The sequence below is a fragment of the Proteus sp. G2674 genome (assembly GCF_009915195.1).
GTDB lineage: Bacteria > Pseudomonadota > Gammaproteobacteria > Enterobacterales > Enterobacteriaceae > Proteus > Proteus mirabilis.
Genome location: NZ_JAABLS010000018.1, coordinates 43,324 through 57,903, shown reverse-complemented (window position 1 = coordinate 57,903; position 14,580 = coordinate 43,324). Strand labels below are relative to the sequence as shown.

Here is a 14,580-nt window from a genome sequence, read left to right as displayed (position 1 = left end):
TAGCCTTAAATTTTTCCTGCCATCAGAGCTTCAATTTCATCAGGATCTTTAACAACCATAGCCGTTAAATTTTCATTACCTGTTTCAGTAATAACAATGTCATCTTCAATGCGAATACCAATACCACGATACTCTTGTGGTACATCTGCATCTGGCGCAATGTAAAGTCCTGGTTCAATAGTCAACACCATACCCGGCTCTAAGATACGATCACGATCGGTGCCATAGTGTCCAACATCATGAACATCAAGACCTAACCAGTGACTTAAGCTATGCATAAAGAAGCGCTGATAGGCTTTTGTCTCAATGAGGTGTTCGATATCACCGTGCATAATGCCGAGCTTAACTAAGCCCTCCACCATGATATACACGACATGTTTAGTGACTTCTTTGATGCTTGTACCCGGTTTATACAATTCGAGGGATACATTGAGTGATTTTAAAACAATTTCGTAAATTTCACGTTGTTGACGGCTAAATTTACCATTAACAGGGAAAGTTCGCGTAATATCACCCGCATAACCTTCATATTCACAGCCTGCATCAATAAGGACTAAATCCCCATCACGCATTTTAGTTTCATTTTCAGTATAATGTAAGATACAACCGTTCTCACCACTACCGACAATACTGTTATAGGAAGGGAAACGCGCACCATGAGAGATAAACTCATGTTCAATTTCCCCTTGTAATTGATACTCATACATACCTGGCTGACATTTTTGCATTGCGCGAGTATGGGCTAACGCAGAAATTTTTCCGGCTTTGCGCAGTAATTCAATTTCAGCATCAGATTTAAATAACCGCAGTTCGTGCACTATTGGGCGCCAATCAATAAGCGTTTGTGGCGCTTTTAAATTACGGCGAGAGCCTTTTCTTAAGGTATCCAGAGCATTAAAGACGATTTCATCGGCAAACGCATATTCACCTTGGGCATGATAAACAATATCCAATCCATTGAGTAATTGATAAAGTTGCTCACCTACATCTTCGTAAGGTAGCGCTTTATCAACACCTAATTTTTCAGGGGCAGCTTCTTGCCCAAGACGACGACCAAACCAGATTTCCGCGGTTAAATCTCTAACCCGATTAAACAGTACGCTATGATTATGTGTTTCATCACTTTTAATCAACACAAGGATAGCTTCTGGCTCACTAAATCCGGTGAGATACAAGAAGTCACTATGTTGGCGATAGGGATATTCACTATCAGCATTGCGTTGTGCTTCTGGCGCAGCAAAAAAGATAGCTGCACTTGCTGGTTTCATCTGAGCTAATAATGCCTGACGACGGGATAAAAATTCTTGCTTATTCATACCCACTCCTATCCTTTATTGATCTTTTGGTTATCTAATTAATAAGGCAATTATTAATGTAATGTCCGTTGTTCATCTTGTTTATCATTTTCTGTTGTTGTCTCTTTTGAGGCGACAAAAGTGATATAGCACAGCTGAACAGAGACTTTGACATATTCTGTAACTTCTTCGAGTGCATCTTCAAGCTCTTGTTGATTTTCATCTTCTTCATAGCCTAATGCACCAATATTACGCAAATCAGTGATAACTTCCGTCAACTCTTTATGCTCAGATAACTTAGGTTGTGCAACACCTAATCCTAATAGAAAATGATTAACCCACCCTGCAAGGGCATCAGCTCGAGGAAAAACAGATTCTGCATCGTCAGGTAACAGCATAGAAAAATTAAATACGCTGTCATCAAGTTGCTCATGAGTGACGTGATAAAGTGATTCAAGGGGTTCTGATAACGATTTAGGGAACGCTAAGCCCTCATTAGTCAGTTCATGTAACAAAGTTTTCCAACTATTGTCATGTACTGCTCCACAAATAAACCCAGTAATTAGGCCATGCATCTCTGCGGCAGTTAAAGGCACGGCATGTTGTTGTAATAATGAATCAATTGCTGAGTAATCTGGTAATGTGTTTTGTATTGACATAAGAATAAACGTCGCATTTAGGGGAATAGTTCAAGATATGCTACCATCAATAGAACGCACTGTACCAGTTAAGCTATGTTAAACATTGGAATTTTTGCAGTAATAGCGTTTAATACTGCCTTATAACCGTATACACTACTAAACACGTAGCACAGATTTTATGTCAGGAAGGAATCATGTCCGCACAACCCGTTGATCTTCAAATTTTTGGGCGCTCATTACGTGTCAATTGCCCACCAGAACAAAAAGATGCTTTACTGGCTTCTGCTGCTGAACTTGAACAACGATTACAAGATCTCAAAGAACGCAGTGGTGTTTCCAATACTGAGCACTTAATTTTTATCGTGGCATTAAATATGAGTCATGAGTTGGCAGAAGAAAAGTTAAAAACGAGAGACTATGCCTACAATATGGAAGAGAAAATAAAAATGCTACAACAATCTATTGAACAAGCTTTACACGATCAAGGCAAGCACCATGATCGCACTTTTTCAACATCAAAGTAGATTTGTTCAGAAAGCATGCGCACACCACGAAATTAACAGATAATAGGTTGCTTTCTACAATTAAAATAATACAATAGTTCATAGATAAGGTGCTTAACAGCACCCACCTAATTTCTCTGAGATGTTCGTCAGTGGGTAAGTCCCCTGAGCCGATATTTCAAAAAAAATAGAATGTGGTGATCTATTACTTGTGAGCATACCTGATTCGTTCAGGCAGCCTAATGGTGATAGCACTATGTTCACCTTGAACCACGGGTTCAAGGGTTACAGCCTACAACGGCATCTTGGAGACCCCAATTCAAGTTCTAAACACTGAGTACTGATTAAGTATTTAATGTTTAGAGCTTTTTTATTTCTTTTGTCTCTATCTTTCTTGGCTTTTCTCTTTTTTACCTCTAAAGTGTAATAAATTCATAGAAGTGATATATTTTTATTCACACTAATTCCTTGCTGATGGATTAATCATGACACAACCCCCTGTTTTCCAGCAAAGAGAGCAAATACGTAAAGCTATCCGCCAAAAACGCCGTCAACTGACTGTGGCACAGCAACAAGATGCTGCACATAAACTCTCTGAACGGGTACTCCATCATCCCAAAGTCAAGCAAGCTAAAACAGTTGCCTTATTTCTCTCTTTTGACGGCGAGATTGATACCGCTCCTCTAATCACTCATTTATGGGATTTAAATAAACAGGTTTGTCTGCCTGTATTACACCCTTTTCATCGCCATCATTTACTTTTTTTACGTTACGCTCCCACCACGCAGTTAGTGAAAAATCGTTTTAATATTTTTGAACCGCCACTCAATGTGAATAATATTATTCCAATATCTGATATTGATATTATCTTTACGCCACTGGTTGCCTTCGATGAAAACGGTCAGCGACTCGGTATGGGCGGAGGTTTTTATGATAGAACATTAGAAAATTGGCAACAGCAGTCATTTTATCCTATGGGACTTGCTCATACATGCCAACAAGTTCATTCGTTACCGAGCGCAGATTGGGATATACCGTTACCTGAAATTATTACACCTGATAAAGTATGGTGTTTTGATGAACGACTGATACAGAGAAATTAAGACGAGCTTTTAACGCTATCTTTGTTTTTTTATATTATTATCTTATTTTATAAGATTAAATCTCTATTTTTAACCACATTGTATTTAATATGAAAAATAGAGAAAGTACGAAATTTATAAAAAGCATTAATATCATTCTTAATCTTTCAGGAAAACAATTAAATAATACAAAACCAAACATTAATAAATACGATGATACTATCGCATCATTAGAAAAAAAACATGCTTTTAAACTAAAGAAAAAAAATATTCATTATATTTTTAAAAAACAATTACACACCCCAATAATTTTTTTAGATCGTTCTAAAAATATATTTATTCTTTTAAAATATAACAATAATGAATTTCTAATTTATAATCTACAAACTGACAATATGGAGACATGGAATAAAGAGAGATTAATAAATAACAGTATAAATCACTATTACTATCTGGACTTTGCAGAAAAGCATTTTTTTGATATCACTTGGTTTGTCCCAACCTTTATGAAATATCGTATATTATTTCAAAGTGTATTATTTTACTCGTTAATTCTTCAACTGCTAGCACTTGCCTCCCCGATTATTACGCAAATAATTATGGATAAGGTAATTATCCATCAAGCCCTATCCACGCTTGATGTGTTAATAATAGGTCTTATTTTTGTCGCCGTTTCAGAATCTGTATTAAAGGGGATAAGAGAGTATATTTATCATCATACAGCAAATAAAATTGATATGTTGCTAAGTTTGAAGTTAACTAATCATTTATTCAAACTTCCTATCAGTTATTTTAAATCTCGCCAAACAGGTATTATTGTCACACGAGTAAAAGAGCTTGATATTATTAGAGAGTTTATAACAAAAACCTTATTAATGTTATTAGTTGATTTCTCATTTATCTTTATTTTCCTATTTGTTATGGCTTATTTGTCATTAAAGTTAACATTAATCTTTCTTGCCACCATCCCACTCTATTTTATCTTAGCTAAATTAATTGCCCCTAAAATAGAAAAAACCGTACAACAGCTTTATCAATATTCAGCAACAAATAGTGCTTTTTTAACAGAAACCCTAGGAGGTATAGAAACAATAAAAAGCCTTTCATTAGAACCACGTTTTACACAACAGTGGCATACGCAAATCCATCAACTGACTAATGAAAATTTAAAATTACAAAATATTGATAACTTATCGCAATACATTGTTTCATTTTTACAAAAAATAACGACAGCGATACTTTTATGTCTAGGTGCTTTTGAAGTCATTTCACTTGCAATGACAATAGGTCAACTCATTGCTTTTAATATGCTATTAAACCACTGTCTACAACCTTTAAGTTCTGCAATAGAAGTTTGGGGAAAGTATATCCGAGCCAAAACGGCTATTTATAATTTACAAGACATTCTTAATCTCCCAATAGAGCAAGAAAAAGCCAATAAGAAAATGACCTTACAAGGTGAAGTGAGTTTTGAGAATGTCAGTTTTAGTTATCAACATGATGCCCCCCCTGTTGTAAAACAAATTTCATTTAGAATAAATAAATATGAAACTATTGGTATCGTCGGGACGTCTGGATCAGGGAAAAGTACATTAGCACGCATCATCGCAGGGCTTTATATCCCACAATTAGGTCAGGTTAAGCTTGATGGCATTCCGGTTTGTGAAATTCCCCCCGCAGTATTACGTCAACAAATAGGGTTTGTCTTACAAGAGAATTTTTTATTTCATTTAACCGTGCTCGACAATATCCGTTTAACGCAACCATCAGCCTCGTTAGATGAGGTTATTCATGTCGCTAAATTAGCAGGTGCTCATGAGTTTATTTTAAAACTTCCTTTAGGGTATGACACACTCATTGCTGAAAATGGCAAATCTTTATCTGGGGGACAATGCCAACGTATTGCGATTGCCAGAGCCTTACTCTCATCCCCTAAAATTTTAATTTTTGATGAAGCTACCAGCGCATTGGATGGTGAGTCTCAAGCCATCATCGAAAAAAATCTTCCCCTTATTACCCAAGATAAGACCGTCATTATGATTGCTCATCGCCTTTCCACAATAAAAAACTGTGACCGCATTATTGTATTAGAAAAAGGCCAGATAATTGAAGAAGGCAAACATAATGAATTAATTAGAAAAGATGGCGCTTATAAGAAACTTTGGCAACATCAACAAGGATAACAATGATGAAATCAAAAATAAAACAAATGATTGCTCACTACTTTAAAACTAAAAAAGAGCCTAAAAACTATGATTTTTACCCTAATCATATCGCCGTACTTGAGAAACCGCCGACACCTTATAGTCGTATTATTGCAATAATAATTTCATTAAGTGTGATTATATTTTTACTCTGGGCATATATAGGTAAATTAGATGTGCTTTCTCCAGCAATAGGGAAATTAGTGGTTTCAGGTTATTCGCAACAAATTCAAATTTATGAACATAGTCGCTTAAGCGCCATTCATGTAAAAAATGGCCAACAAGTTACCAAAGGAGAAGCGTTATTAACACTTGATATTTTAGGTGTTGATGAAGAGATTAATAATCTAAAAAATAAGATAGAAAATCTATTATTACTAAAAATTCGTTATCAAGCATTAGGTCAAAATACCCGACCTGATACAATTGATGATTTTAATTTACTAGATAAAGAAAAAAAAGAAGCGGTTCTATTAAGTTATCAAAAAGAAAAGGATGAATTTGATGCTAGTATTAATCATATTAATTCTGAAATAGAAACCAACAATAAAAATAAGCTTCTTACTCACCAAGAAATCAATTCATTAAATGAATTAAAAAACAATATTGAAAAACGTTTTAATATAAAGAAAAAACTCTATGATAAAAAAATCATTAATACCATGGAGTTTTTAGAAAATAAAAAGGAGTTATTAGAAATCAATCAAATCATTAAAAGAAAATCATCAGAACTGGTTATTTTATCCAGTCAAGAGCAACAATATATAAAAAATCGCGATAGATTAGAAAAACAAAAACACCTAGAGTGGCATGATAAATTTAAACAATATGAAAGCGAAGTTTTTATTTATCAACAAAATCTTTTTCATGCTCAGAAACGTCAACAATTAAAAATTGTTCGTTCTCCTGTTACAGGTACAGTACAACAACTCGCTGTTCATACCCTAGGAGCCGTATTGCAACCTTCACAAGCGGTGATGGTGATAGTGCCCAATACTCAGCATAATGTTGCTGAGGTGAATATTCTCAATAAAGATATTGGTTTTATCTATCCGGGTCAAAAAGCGGTGATTAAAATTGATGCTTTTCCTTATACCCGTTATGGCACCATTGAAGGCACCATTGTCAATATAGCAAAAGATTCCATACAACATGAACAATTAGGCTTAGTTTATCCCGTCCTAATTGAACTTGATAAGCAAGTGATGGGTGAAGATGAAGCACAATATAAACTGGCTACAGGTATGTCTTTAGTTGCCGATATAAAAATTGAAAAACGTCGAGTGATTGATTATTTACTCAGTCCAATAGAAGTTTATCAACATGAAGCATTAAGAGAAAAATAATAGCGAGATATCTATGAACTATATAACTAAAAATACGCCATCTCTTCATCCTTCAATTATTGATGGGCTTATTTATTTTTCAAAAAAGAATAAAGGAACATTAAAAAAAGAGCAGCTTATTCATTTTTTAGGTAATGACGAAAACCTCTCTGAATTAAATATCATAGAAGCCGCTCAACAACTTAATTTAAAATGTGAATTTTCATTTTTTAATAGTAAAAGTGAGTATAAAGATAAAATAATTATTGATACACTTATCGAAATTAATGGTTATTGGTATATTCTAAAAAATAGAATAAGTGATAAATTAATTATTATTGACCCAAGCACTAACACAGAGAGTCATTATCATATTGATAAAAAAATCACTTATACCACACTGCTAATTATTAATAAGATATTTACCCCTAAACAGAGCAAGTTTAGCTTAATGTGGTGCATTCCATCGCTATTAAAACAAAAAAAATCATTATATTTAATTTTTATTTTATCTTGTTTTATTCAATTATTTGCTTTAGTTAATCCAATTATTTTTGAAAAAATCATTGATAAAGTATTAACGGGGAGAAGCCTCTCTAATTTGCAAGTTTTAGGGGTACTCCTCGTGCTAATTGCCATTATAGAGCCTATCTATCTTTTATTACGAGATAAACTTTATGCTTTTGTTTCTTGTACCCTAGGTGCCGAATTCTCAGGGAAAATTTATCAACACCTTATTCGGCTACCCAGTCAGTTTTTTAATCAACGTCAATCTGGACAAATTATTGCTCGTATTCAAGAGCTTGCTCATATTCGCCAGTTTATTACTGGCTCTGCGTTGATGATGGTATTGGATTTTATTTTTATTATCGTATTTCTTTCAGTAATGTTTGCTTATTCCGTATTATTAACTTGGATAACCATAGCAGCATTAGTCGTTTACTTTTTATTTTGGCTGATACTTGGCCCCATGATCCGTTATTGGGTTGAACAAGAGTATCAAGCAAATGCTGATAATACGAGCTTATTAACAGAAGCTATTAATGGTATAGAAACTATTAAAATAACAGCAACAGAACATCAATTTATTGAAAAATGGCAATATAAACTCACTAATTATATCCTTAAGCGTTTTTCAGCGGCCAAAAAAGCGTTACTTGCTCAGCAATTAATTGGGGCTATTCATAAAATTACTATGGCAATTATCTTGTGGCATGGTGTTAATCTGATTATGAAAGCGCAATTAAGTGTGGGCGAATTAGTGGCTTTTAATATGTTTGCCGCCCATATTACACAACCTATTTTACGTTTAGCCCAACTTTGGCAAGATGTTCAACAAACAGGCATCTCCATACGTCGTATTGGCGAGATTGTTAATACTCCCACAGAGCATCAGCATCAAGGACTTGCTACTGTACCTAACATTGCAGGAAGTATAGTATTTTCTCATGTACGCTTTCGTTATACAGCCAATACTCCAGATGTGATTGAGCAACTCTCTTTTTCGATCCCCGCGGGCAAGTTTATTGGTATTACAGGACCCTCTGGTTCAGGAAAAAGTACTATCACACGTTTAATTCAACGTTTTTATACTCCTCAACAAGGCCAGATTTATATTGATGGTATGGATCTCGCCATTGCCAATCCCCTTACTTTACGCCAATCAATTAGTGTTGTTTTACAAGATAATTTTTTATTTAGTGGCACTATTATGGAAAATATTCGGTTATCAAAACCCGATAGTAGTGAAGAAGATATTATTGAAGCGAGTAAATTAGCCGGCGCTTTTCATTTTATTACTCAACTCCCTGAAGGATTTAATACACAAGTAAGTGAAAGAGGTAGTAATTTGTCAGGAGGGCAGCGTCAGCGTATTGCGCTAGCAAGAGCACTTTTACCTGATCCACGAATTCTTATTTTAGATGAGGCAACATCGGCGTTAGATTATGCCTCAGAAGCGGAAATTTTAGCCAATCTTCCGGCTATTTGTAAAAATAGAACGGTAATTTGTATTGCTCACCGACTTAATGCTATTTCTATTTCAGATTATATTTATGTTATTGATAAAGGTCGCATATTAGAAGAAGGTACACATAGGGATTTATTAAATAAGAAAACACTTTATCAGCAATTGTGGCAACAACAGACACAGCAATAAACCGTGATAAGTAATGAACCATAAAAATAAAGGCTCTAATTATTGAGCCTTTATACTTAATATAAAAATATGCGATATTAGTACAACATACGAGCACGAATGGTACCCGGTAGTCCTTTTAGTTTCTGCAATACTAACTCAGCTTGTGCTTTCGTTTGTGTAGTAACGTCAATCACTACATAACCCACATTACCAGCTGTACGTAGATATTGTGCAGCAACGTTAATATTTTCTTCTGTAAATACGTTATTGATACTATTCATAATACCCGGACGGTTTTCATGAATATGCAGTAAACGGTTTACATCATCACCATGACTAGGCAATGATACTTCCGGGAAATTAACCGCAGATAATGTAGAACCATTATCAGAATATTTAGCTAACTTACCAGCAACTTCATAACCAATATTTTCTTGGGCTTCTTGGGTTGAACCACCAATATGTGGCGTTAAGATCACATTATCAAATTTAATTAACTCTGATACAAAAGGATCGTTCGGATCGTTATTTGCCCCCGGCTCCGTAGGGAAAACGTCCACCGCTGCACCTGATAAATGTTTACTCTCTAGCGCTTGTGCTAATGCCGGAATATCAACCACAGTTCCACGAGAGGCATTAATAAGAATAGCGCCTGGTTTCATTCGTAATAGCTCTTCGTGACCAATCATATTTTTTGTTGATGGCGTTTCTGGCACGTGTAAGCTAACAATGTCACACATATTCAGCAGTTCGGATAAGTGGCGAACTTGGGTTGCATTTCCCAAAGGAAGTTTGTTTTCAATATCATAAAAATAGACATCTAAACCAACACTTTCCGCCAATATCCCTAACTGGGTGCCTATATGACCATAGCCAATAATCCCCAGTTTTTTACCTCGCGCTTCAAAACAGCCTTTAGCTTGTTTATCCCAAATACCACGATGCGCTTTAGCATTAGCTTCTGGAATACGACGCAGTAATAACAGTAATTCCCCTAACACCATTTCAGCCACGGAACGAGTGTTTGAAAAAGGTGCATTAAAAACAGGGATCCCACGACGGGCAGCCGCATCTAAGTCAACTTGGTTAGTACCAATGCAGAAGCAGCCTACAGCAACTAATTTTTCAGCGGCTGCAAAAATTTCTTCTGTTAAGTGAGTGCGGGAACGGATCCCCACAAAGCGTGCATCACGGATAGCTTGTTTTAATTCTTCTCCCGATAATGCACCTTTATGATATTCGATGTTGGTATAACCTGCTGCTCTTAAATTCTCTACCGCACTTTGGTGTACACCTTCCAATAGTAGGAACTTTATCTTTTCTTTTTCCAAAGATACCTTGACCATTTACCCTGCCCTATTTGTGTTACATGAATAAAAACGAAATCCTGTTTCACCAACATAACAAAAATAGATTTTGAGGCAATACAACCGATTGCACTGTTGACAGAATAAGCGATAGATAAAGTGATTTTCTACCGAGCAAAATGATTTTGACAATAAAAATGGCAGCATTTTAAAGAGAGATATCTCTATCGTGTGATATATATCACTGAATTTATGGTTTTCAAAATAATTTGCAAAAAGTCATCATTCTGATTATCTAAGGGGAAAGATAAAAGAGAGTGGGAAAACAATATAGTTCTCCCACTCTCTTTAGAAAATACTGTTATTATCTCTGACTAGAGATGCAGTTTAATCGTACTATTTAATGGTTTTAACACCTTCAGAAGTCCCCATTAATACAATGTCTGCTCCGCGATTAGCGAAAAGCCCGACAGTGACCACCCCTGCAATACTATTAATTTTATTTTCTAGCTCGATAGGATTCAGAATAGTGAGATTATAAACGTCTAAGATCACGTTACCATTATCCGTCACGACGTTTTCACGATATTCAGGTAACCCACCTAATTTAACCAGCTCGCGAGCAACATAAGAGCGAGCCATTGGGATAACTTCAACAGGCAGAGGGAATTTACCCAAAACATCCACTTGCTTTGATTCATCGACAATACACACAAAGGTTTTTGCCACCGCTGCAATAATTTTTTCACGGGTTAATGCCGCACCACCACCTTTGATCATCTGCATTTGATGGTTAATTTCATCAGCACCGTCTACGTAGATATCGAGCGAATCAACTTCATTACAGTCAAAAACGGGAATGCCGTAGCTTTTTAGTTTTGCCGTTGAAGCCTCTGAGCTAGAAACTGCCCCTTCAATTTGACCTTTCATTGTTGCAAGAGCATCAATAAAATGAGAAGCCGTAGAGCCTGTTCCAACGCCCACGATAGTACCCGGTTTTACATATTCAAGGGCGGCCCAACCTACTGCTTTTTTTAATTCATCTTGAGTCATTTACAAAACCTTATTTTTCACATTTATCGAATAAGAATAGCATAGTGCCCATAAAATCCGCACAAGGTGTATCAAAATTTGAGACACAACATTTTAACTCATAAAAACTAAAAATATGGCATAGTACACAGTAGAACATAAAATCAAAGAGAATCTGTCAATGAAACGTCCTGATTATCGGGCCCTGCAAGCCCTTGATGCCGTTATTCGAGAGCGTGGTTTTGAACGAGCCGCACAAAAACTATGTATTACGCAATCTGCCGTTTCACAAAGAATAAAACAACTTGAGAATCTATTTGGACAACCTTTATTAGTACGTACGGTTCCCCCCCAACCCACAGAGCAGGGGCAAAAGCTACTCGCATTACTGCATCAGGTCGAAATGTTAGAAGAGCAGTGGTTAGGTGATGAAAATAGTGGTTCGACGCCCCTTTTACTCTCTTTAGCTGTCAACGCGGATAGTTTAGCTACTTGGTTATTGCCTGCTTTGCACCCGGTATTAACACAACTTCCTATCCGGCTTAATATTCAAGTAGAAGATGAAACTCGTACCCAAGAGCGATTAAGACGTGGTGAAGTGGTTGGCGCTATCAGTATTCAGCCTCAAGCATTGCCTAGCTGTCTAGTCGACCAATTAGGCGCATTAGACTATCTTTTTGTGGCATCCCCTGATTTTGCCCAACGCTATTTTGCTAATGGGGTCACTAAATCATCTCTGTTAAAAGCCCCCGCTGTCGCATTTGACCATCTTGATGATATGCATCAGGCCTTCTTACAGCAAAACTTCGGCTTATCTCCCGGTAGTGTGCCTTGCCATATTGTTAATTCTTCCGAAGCTTTTGTTCAGTTAGCTAAACAAGGCTCAACATGTTGTATGATCCCTCATCTACAAATTGCCGATGAGCTAAAAAGTGGTGAATTGATTGATTTAACGCCAGGATTATGCCAACGCCGCATGTTGTATTGGCACCGTTTTGCCCCAGAAAGCAGAACGATGAGAAAGGTAACGGATGCGTTACTTGATTATGGTCGTAAAGTGCTTAAGCAAGATGAAGAATAAAAAGTAACGTTGATGATGTTGTTTCTTGATCAATATTATCGCTATTCTTAGAAAGGGATTTAACGATAAGTAAGGAAAATGGTGAATTGATTTTCCTTACTTTAGTCTGTTATCTATATTCACTCAGACAGTGACTGGCAGTTGGCTCTAAACTGCATCTTAACGGTATAACTCATACAAAAAATATATCACCACAGCTTTATTAATCAGACCATTTTTGCAAAAGACTGGCCACTGAGGAAAGTAAGCTGAAAACTTCATCATCAGAGGGAAGATCACTGTCATAAACCAATTCAGAAAATTCGCCGTGAAAAATCCCCCTGATACTTTCCCATATTTCACTAGACTTGGAGAAAAGCACACTCTTATGTAGAGGTTGGTCAAGCCATTGTCCTGCTTCTCTGAACTGATCTCTGTCAGCCTGAATAACAATGTCCATCATTTTCCAAAGACTATCAGAATCAAAAAATTGGCTATAATGCTTATTACGCTTGATCATGCAAAGATCATAAATATGACGGATTTTATCAGCTAGAGCCTGTTTTGGATCTGCTTCGCTCGACGCTCTAACTAATCCTAATATTTTTTCTGCTACTGTTCGTTTGATGTCAAGAACGTTGACTTCAAATTTTTCTAGTCCATAGCGTGTTATGATTTCATTTCCACCCTCAATCTGTGCTTTCTTGATGAATTCAGCAATCAATGATTCAGTAGGCATAAATGAAAAAGGTTCTGGTGAAGTAAAACTATTTGTTTCCAGCAAAATAACATCAGAAGCGTGACCAAATTCTCCGCTAACAATTCGCGGGAATTTATAATAGACTTTTCGGAATTGGCTTCCTTTAGATTCATCAGGTTTTTGAATATATGTCAATCCAGCAGAAATTGTTTCCTCTGCTGCTTTCATGCACTTTTTAATCTGATTACTGCTCAGTCCTCGGTTATTAAACATAGCAAGATCAACATCTTCTGAAAATCTTTTGATTAGACCAAAGACCTTGGATAGCGCCGTGCCACCTTTGAAAATAAAATCGTTCCTGAATTCAGACAGACTTAATTGGAAAAGAACGTGTGTAACCCAATAATCCTTCTCAACATAAACTTCAGGGATCTTAAAATACTCTGCTGTCCGGTTAATCAATTCCAGAAATACATCTGGATTGCTGTGAAGATTCATTCAATATTCCATTCTTCTGCATTATCCCAATAACTATCCAACCCTATCCGATAATGAGTAGTAGGGTTTAGCTGTTTTTTAAGCTCCAAAGCGAGATTTATATTAATATTCTCTATCAATAATCCTAACAAAGCCCTCGTTACAGGCGAATAAAAACTAGCCAAATTAATAAGCTCATAAAGGCCATCTTTTTTGATATTTTTTAGTTTTTTTGCTATGACTTTCATTACTCCAGATGGGTTACTATCTGGTATTTTCTTAATATTGGAAAGAACATCAAGGATCTCAAGATACTCCCTGTTAGATTCGGAAACAGGCACTTTAGCTTTCACTAATTTTACCTCGACGGTACCAAAATCCTTACGCTGTGGTGATTTGTCACTAGCAATGGTAATTGTTTTCGGGATCTGGGTAGTCAGCCCCAGTCGATTATAAAGCCCCATTCCCGTAATATAACCTTTTCGCTTTCCATTCTGATACATGAATGTTTTTAACTTCTCGGCATCACTCAATTGCATTTCACCAAATATCCCTTTTTTCGGACGGTAAAATTGCCCTTTAGCAAACCTTTTAATGTCACCATTCTTCACTAGGCGACTGACAGCTTTTACTGTTGTTTCAGGATTTGAAAGATATGGTGTTAAATCTCTATAGGTGAAAATTTTACCAAATTCAAACCGGTTTATTTCCTTCTCAACTAAAGGTTTAATCTTCATATTTTTGGCCTCCCGTTAAGTATTCTACATCTACTTAGCAAATGGTAAAGTTTTTCTGCAGAAAAACATGACATTTT

12 protein-coding genes and 1 other RNA gene are annotated in these 14,580 nt (G+C 36.1%); 7 read left to right on the top strand and 6 right to left on the bottom strand.

Annotated features, from left to right (window positions below):
• Positions 1–5 precede the first annotated feature (5 nt).
• Together pepP and GWI58_RS08680 are read right to left on the bottom strand one after the other, a co-directional pair.
• Positions 6–1,316 (bottom strand): Xaa-Pro aminopeptidase, encoded by a 1,311-nt coding sequence (gene pepP, locus GWI58_RS08685; RefSeq protein WP_004244046.1) that lies wholly within the window; start codon positions 1,314–1,316, stop codon positions 6–8.
• 53 nt (positions 1,317–1,369) lie between these two features.
• Positions 1,370–1,954, bottom strand: coding sequence for a YecA/YgfB family protein (locus GWI58_RS08680; protein WP_004244047.1), 585 nt, complete (start codon positions 1,952–1,954; stop codon positions 1,370–1,372).
• A 176-nt stretch (positions 1,955–2,130) separates the two neighbouring features.
• Between GWI58_RS08680 and zapA the strand changes: the two genes are divergently transcribed.
• From zapA to GWI58_RS08650, 6 genes are all read left to right on the top strand, one after another.
• Positions 2,131–2,460 carry a cell division protein ZapA gene (gene zapA, locus GWI58_RS08675; protein ID WP_004244048.1) on the top strand — a complete coding sequence of 110 codons (330 nt, stop codon included), beginning with the start codon at positions 2,131–2,133 and terminating at the stop codon, positions 2,458–2,460.
• 110 nt (positions 2,461–2,570) lie between these two features.
• A non-coding RNA gene (gene ssrS / locus GWI58_RS08670) (6S RNA) lies at positions 2,571–2,755 on the top strand.
• Positions 2,756–2,924: 169 nt separating this feature from the next.
• Complete coding sequence (locus GWI58_RS08665) at positions 2,925–3,542, top strand: 5-formyltetrahydrofolate cyclo-ligase (RefSeq protein WP_094959686.1); 618 nt, start codon at positions 2,925–2,927, stop codon at positions 3,540–3,542.
• A gap of 89 nt (positions 3,543–3,631) precedes the next feature.
• Positions 3,632–5,704 carry a peptidase domain-containing ABC transporter gene (locus tag GWI58_RS08660; protein WP_094959685.1) on the top strand — a complete coding sequence of 691 codons (2,073 nt, stop codon included), beginning with the start codon at positions 3,632–3,634 and terminating at the stop codon, positions 5,702–5,704.
• 5 nt (positions 5,705–5,709) lie between these two features.
• Complete coding sequence (locus GWI58_RS08655; RefSeq protein WP_237611679.1) at positions 5,710–7,071, top strand: HlyD family type I secretion periplasmic adaptor subunit; 1,362 nt, start codon at positions 5,710–5,712, stop codon at positions 7,069–7,071.
• 13 nt (positions 7,072–7,084) lie between these two features.
• The gene (locus GWI58_RS08650; RefSeq protein ID WP_161769087.1) at positions 7,085–9,208 is read left to right on the top strand and encodes a type I secretion system permease/ATPase; all 2,124 of its coding nucleotides are present in this window, start codon (positions 7,085–7,087) and stop codon (positions 9,206–9,208) included.
• A gap of 77 nt (positions 9,209–9,285) precedes the next feature.
• On the opposite strand, the gene serA is transcribed toward GWI58_RS08650, so the two are convergent.
• Both serA and rpiA read right to left on the bottom strand, forming a co-directional pair.
• Entirely contained in the window at positions 9,286–10,536 is a 1,251-nt protein-coding gene (gene serA / locus GWI58_RS08645) for a phosphoglycerate dehydrogenase (RefSeq protein ID WP_004248535.1), read from the bottom strand.
• 357 nt (positions 10,537–10,893) lie between these two features.
• Positions 10,894–11,550 carry a ribose-5-phosphate isomerase RpiA gene (gene rpiA, locus GWI58_RS08640; protein ID WP_004244058.1) on the bottom strand — a complete coding sequence of 219 codons (657 nt, stop codon included), beginning with the start codon at positions 11,548–11,550 and terminating at the stop codon, positions 10,894–10,896.
• A gap of 160 nt (positions 11,551–11,710) precedes the next feature.
• Between rpiA and GWI58_RS08635 the strand changes: the two genes are divergently transcribed.
• Positions 11,711–12,610, top strand: a complete 900-nt coding sequence (locus GWI58_RS08635) for a LysR family transcriptional regulator ArgP (protein ID WP_004244059.1) — start codon at positions 11,711–11,713, stop codon at positions 12,608–12,610.
• Between the two features lie 202 nt (positions 12,611–12,812).
• Here GWI58_RS08635 and GWI58_RS08630 read toward each other — a convergent pair whose 3' ends face one another.
• The gene (locus GWI58_RS08630) at positions 12,813–13,787 is read right to left on the bottom strand and encodes a nucleotidyl transferase AbiEii/AbiGii toxin family protein (RefSeq protein WP_094959682.1); all 975 of its coding nucleotides are present in this window, start codon (positions 13,785–13,787) and stop codon (positions 12,813–12,815) included.
• Positions 13,784–14,503: a DUF6088 family protein gene (locus GWI58_RS08625; RefSeq protein ID WP_124725105.1), complete on the bottom strand. Its 720-nt coding sequence runs from the start codon at positions 14,501–14,503 to the stop codon at positions 13,784–13,786. Before GWI58_RS08625 ends, GWI58_RS08630 begins: the two co-directional genes overlap by 4 nt.
• Between the last annotated feature and the right edge of the window lie 77 nt (positions 14,504–14,580).

Coding starts and splice junctions, on each gene's coding strand:
- pepP (WP_004244046.1), bottom strand. CDS start 1,316: ATGAATAAGCAAGAATTTTTATCCCGTCGTCAGGCATTATTAGCTCAG.
- GWI58_RS08680 (WP_004244047.1), bottom strand. CDS start 1,954: ATGTCAATACAAAACACATTACCAGATTACTCAGCAATTGATTCATTA.
- zapA (WP_004244048.1), top strand. CDS start 2,131: ATGTCCGCACAACCCGTTGATCTTCAAATTTTTGGGCGCTCATTACGT.
- GWI58_RS08665 (WP_094959686.1), top strand. CDS start 2,925: ATGACACAACCCCCTGTTTTCCAGCAAAGAGAGCAAATACGTAAAGCT.
- GWI58_RS08660 (WP_094959685.1), top strand. CDS start 3,632: ATGAAAAATAGAGAAAGTACGAAATTTATAAAAAGCATTAATATCATT.
- GWI58_RS08655 (WP_237611679.1), top strand. CDS start 5,710: ATGAAATCAAAAATAAAACAAATGATTGCTCACTACTTTAAAACTAAA.
- GWI58_RS08650 (WP_161769087.1), top strand. CDS start 7,085: ATGAACTATATAACTAAAAATACGCCATCTCTTCATCCTTCAATTATT.
- serA (WP_004248535.1), bottom strand. CDS start 10,536: ATGGTCAAGGTATCTTTGGAAAAAGAAAAGATAAAGTTCCTACTATTG.
- rpiA (WP_004244058.1), bottom strand. CDS start 11,550: ATGACTCAAGATGAATTAAAAAAAGCAGTAGGTTGGGCCGCCCTTGAA.
- GWI58_RS08635 (WP_004244059.1), top strand. CDS start 11,711: ATGAAACGTCCTGATTATCGGGCCCTGCAAGCCCTTGATGCCGTTATT.
- GWI58_RS08630 (WP_094959682.1), bottom strand. CDS start 13,787: ATGAATCTTCACAGCAATCCAGATGTATTTCTGGAATTGATTAACCGG.
- GWI58_RS08625 (WP_124725105.1), bottom strand. CDS start 14,503: ATGAAGATTAAACCTTTAGTTGAGAAGGAAATAAACCGGTTTGAATTT.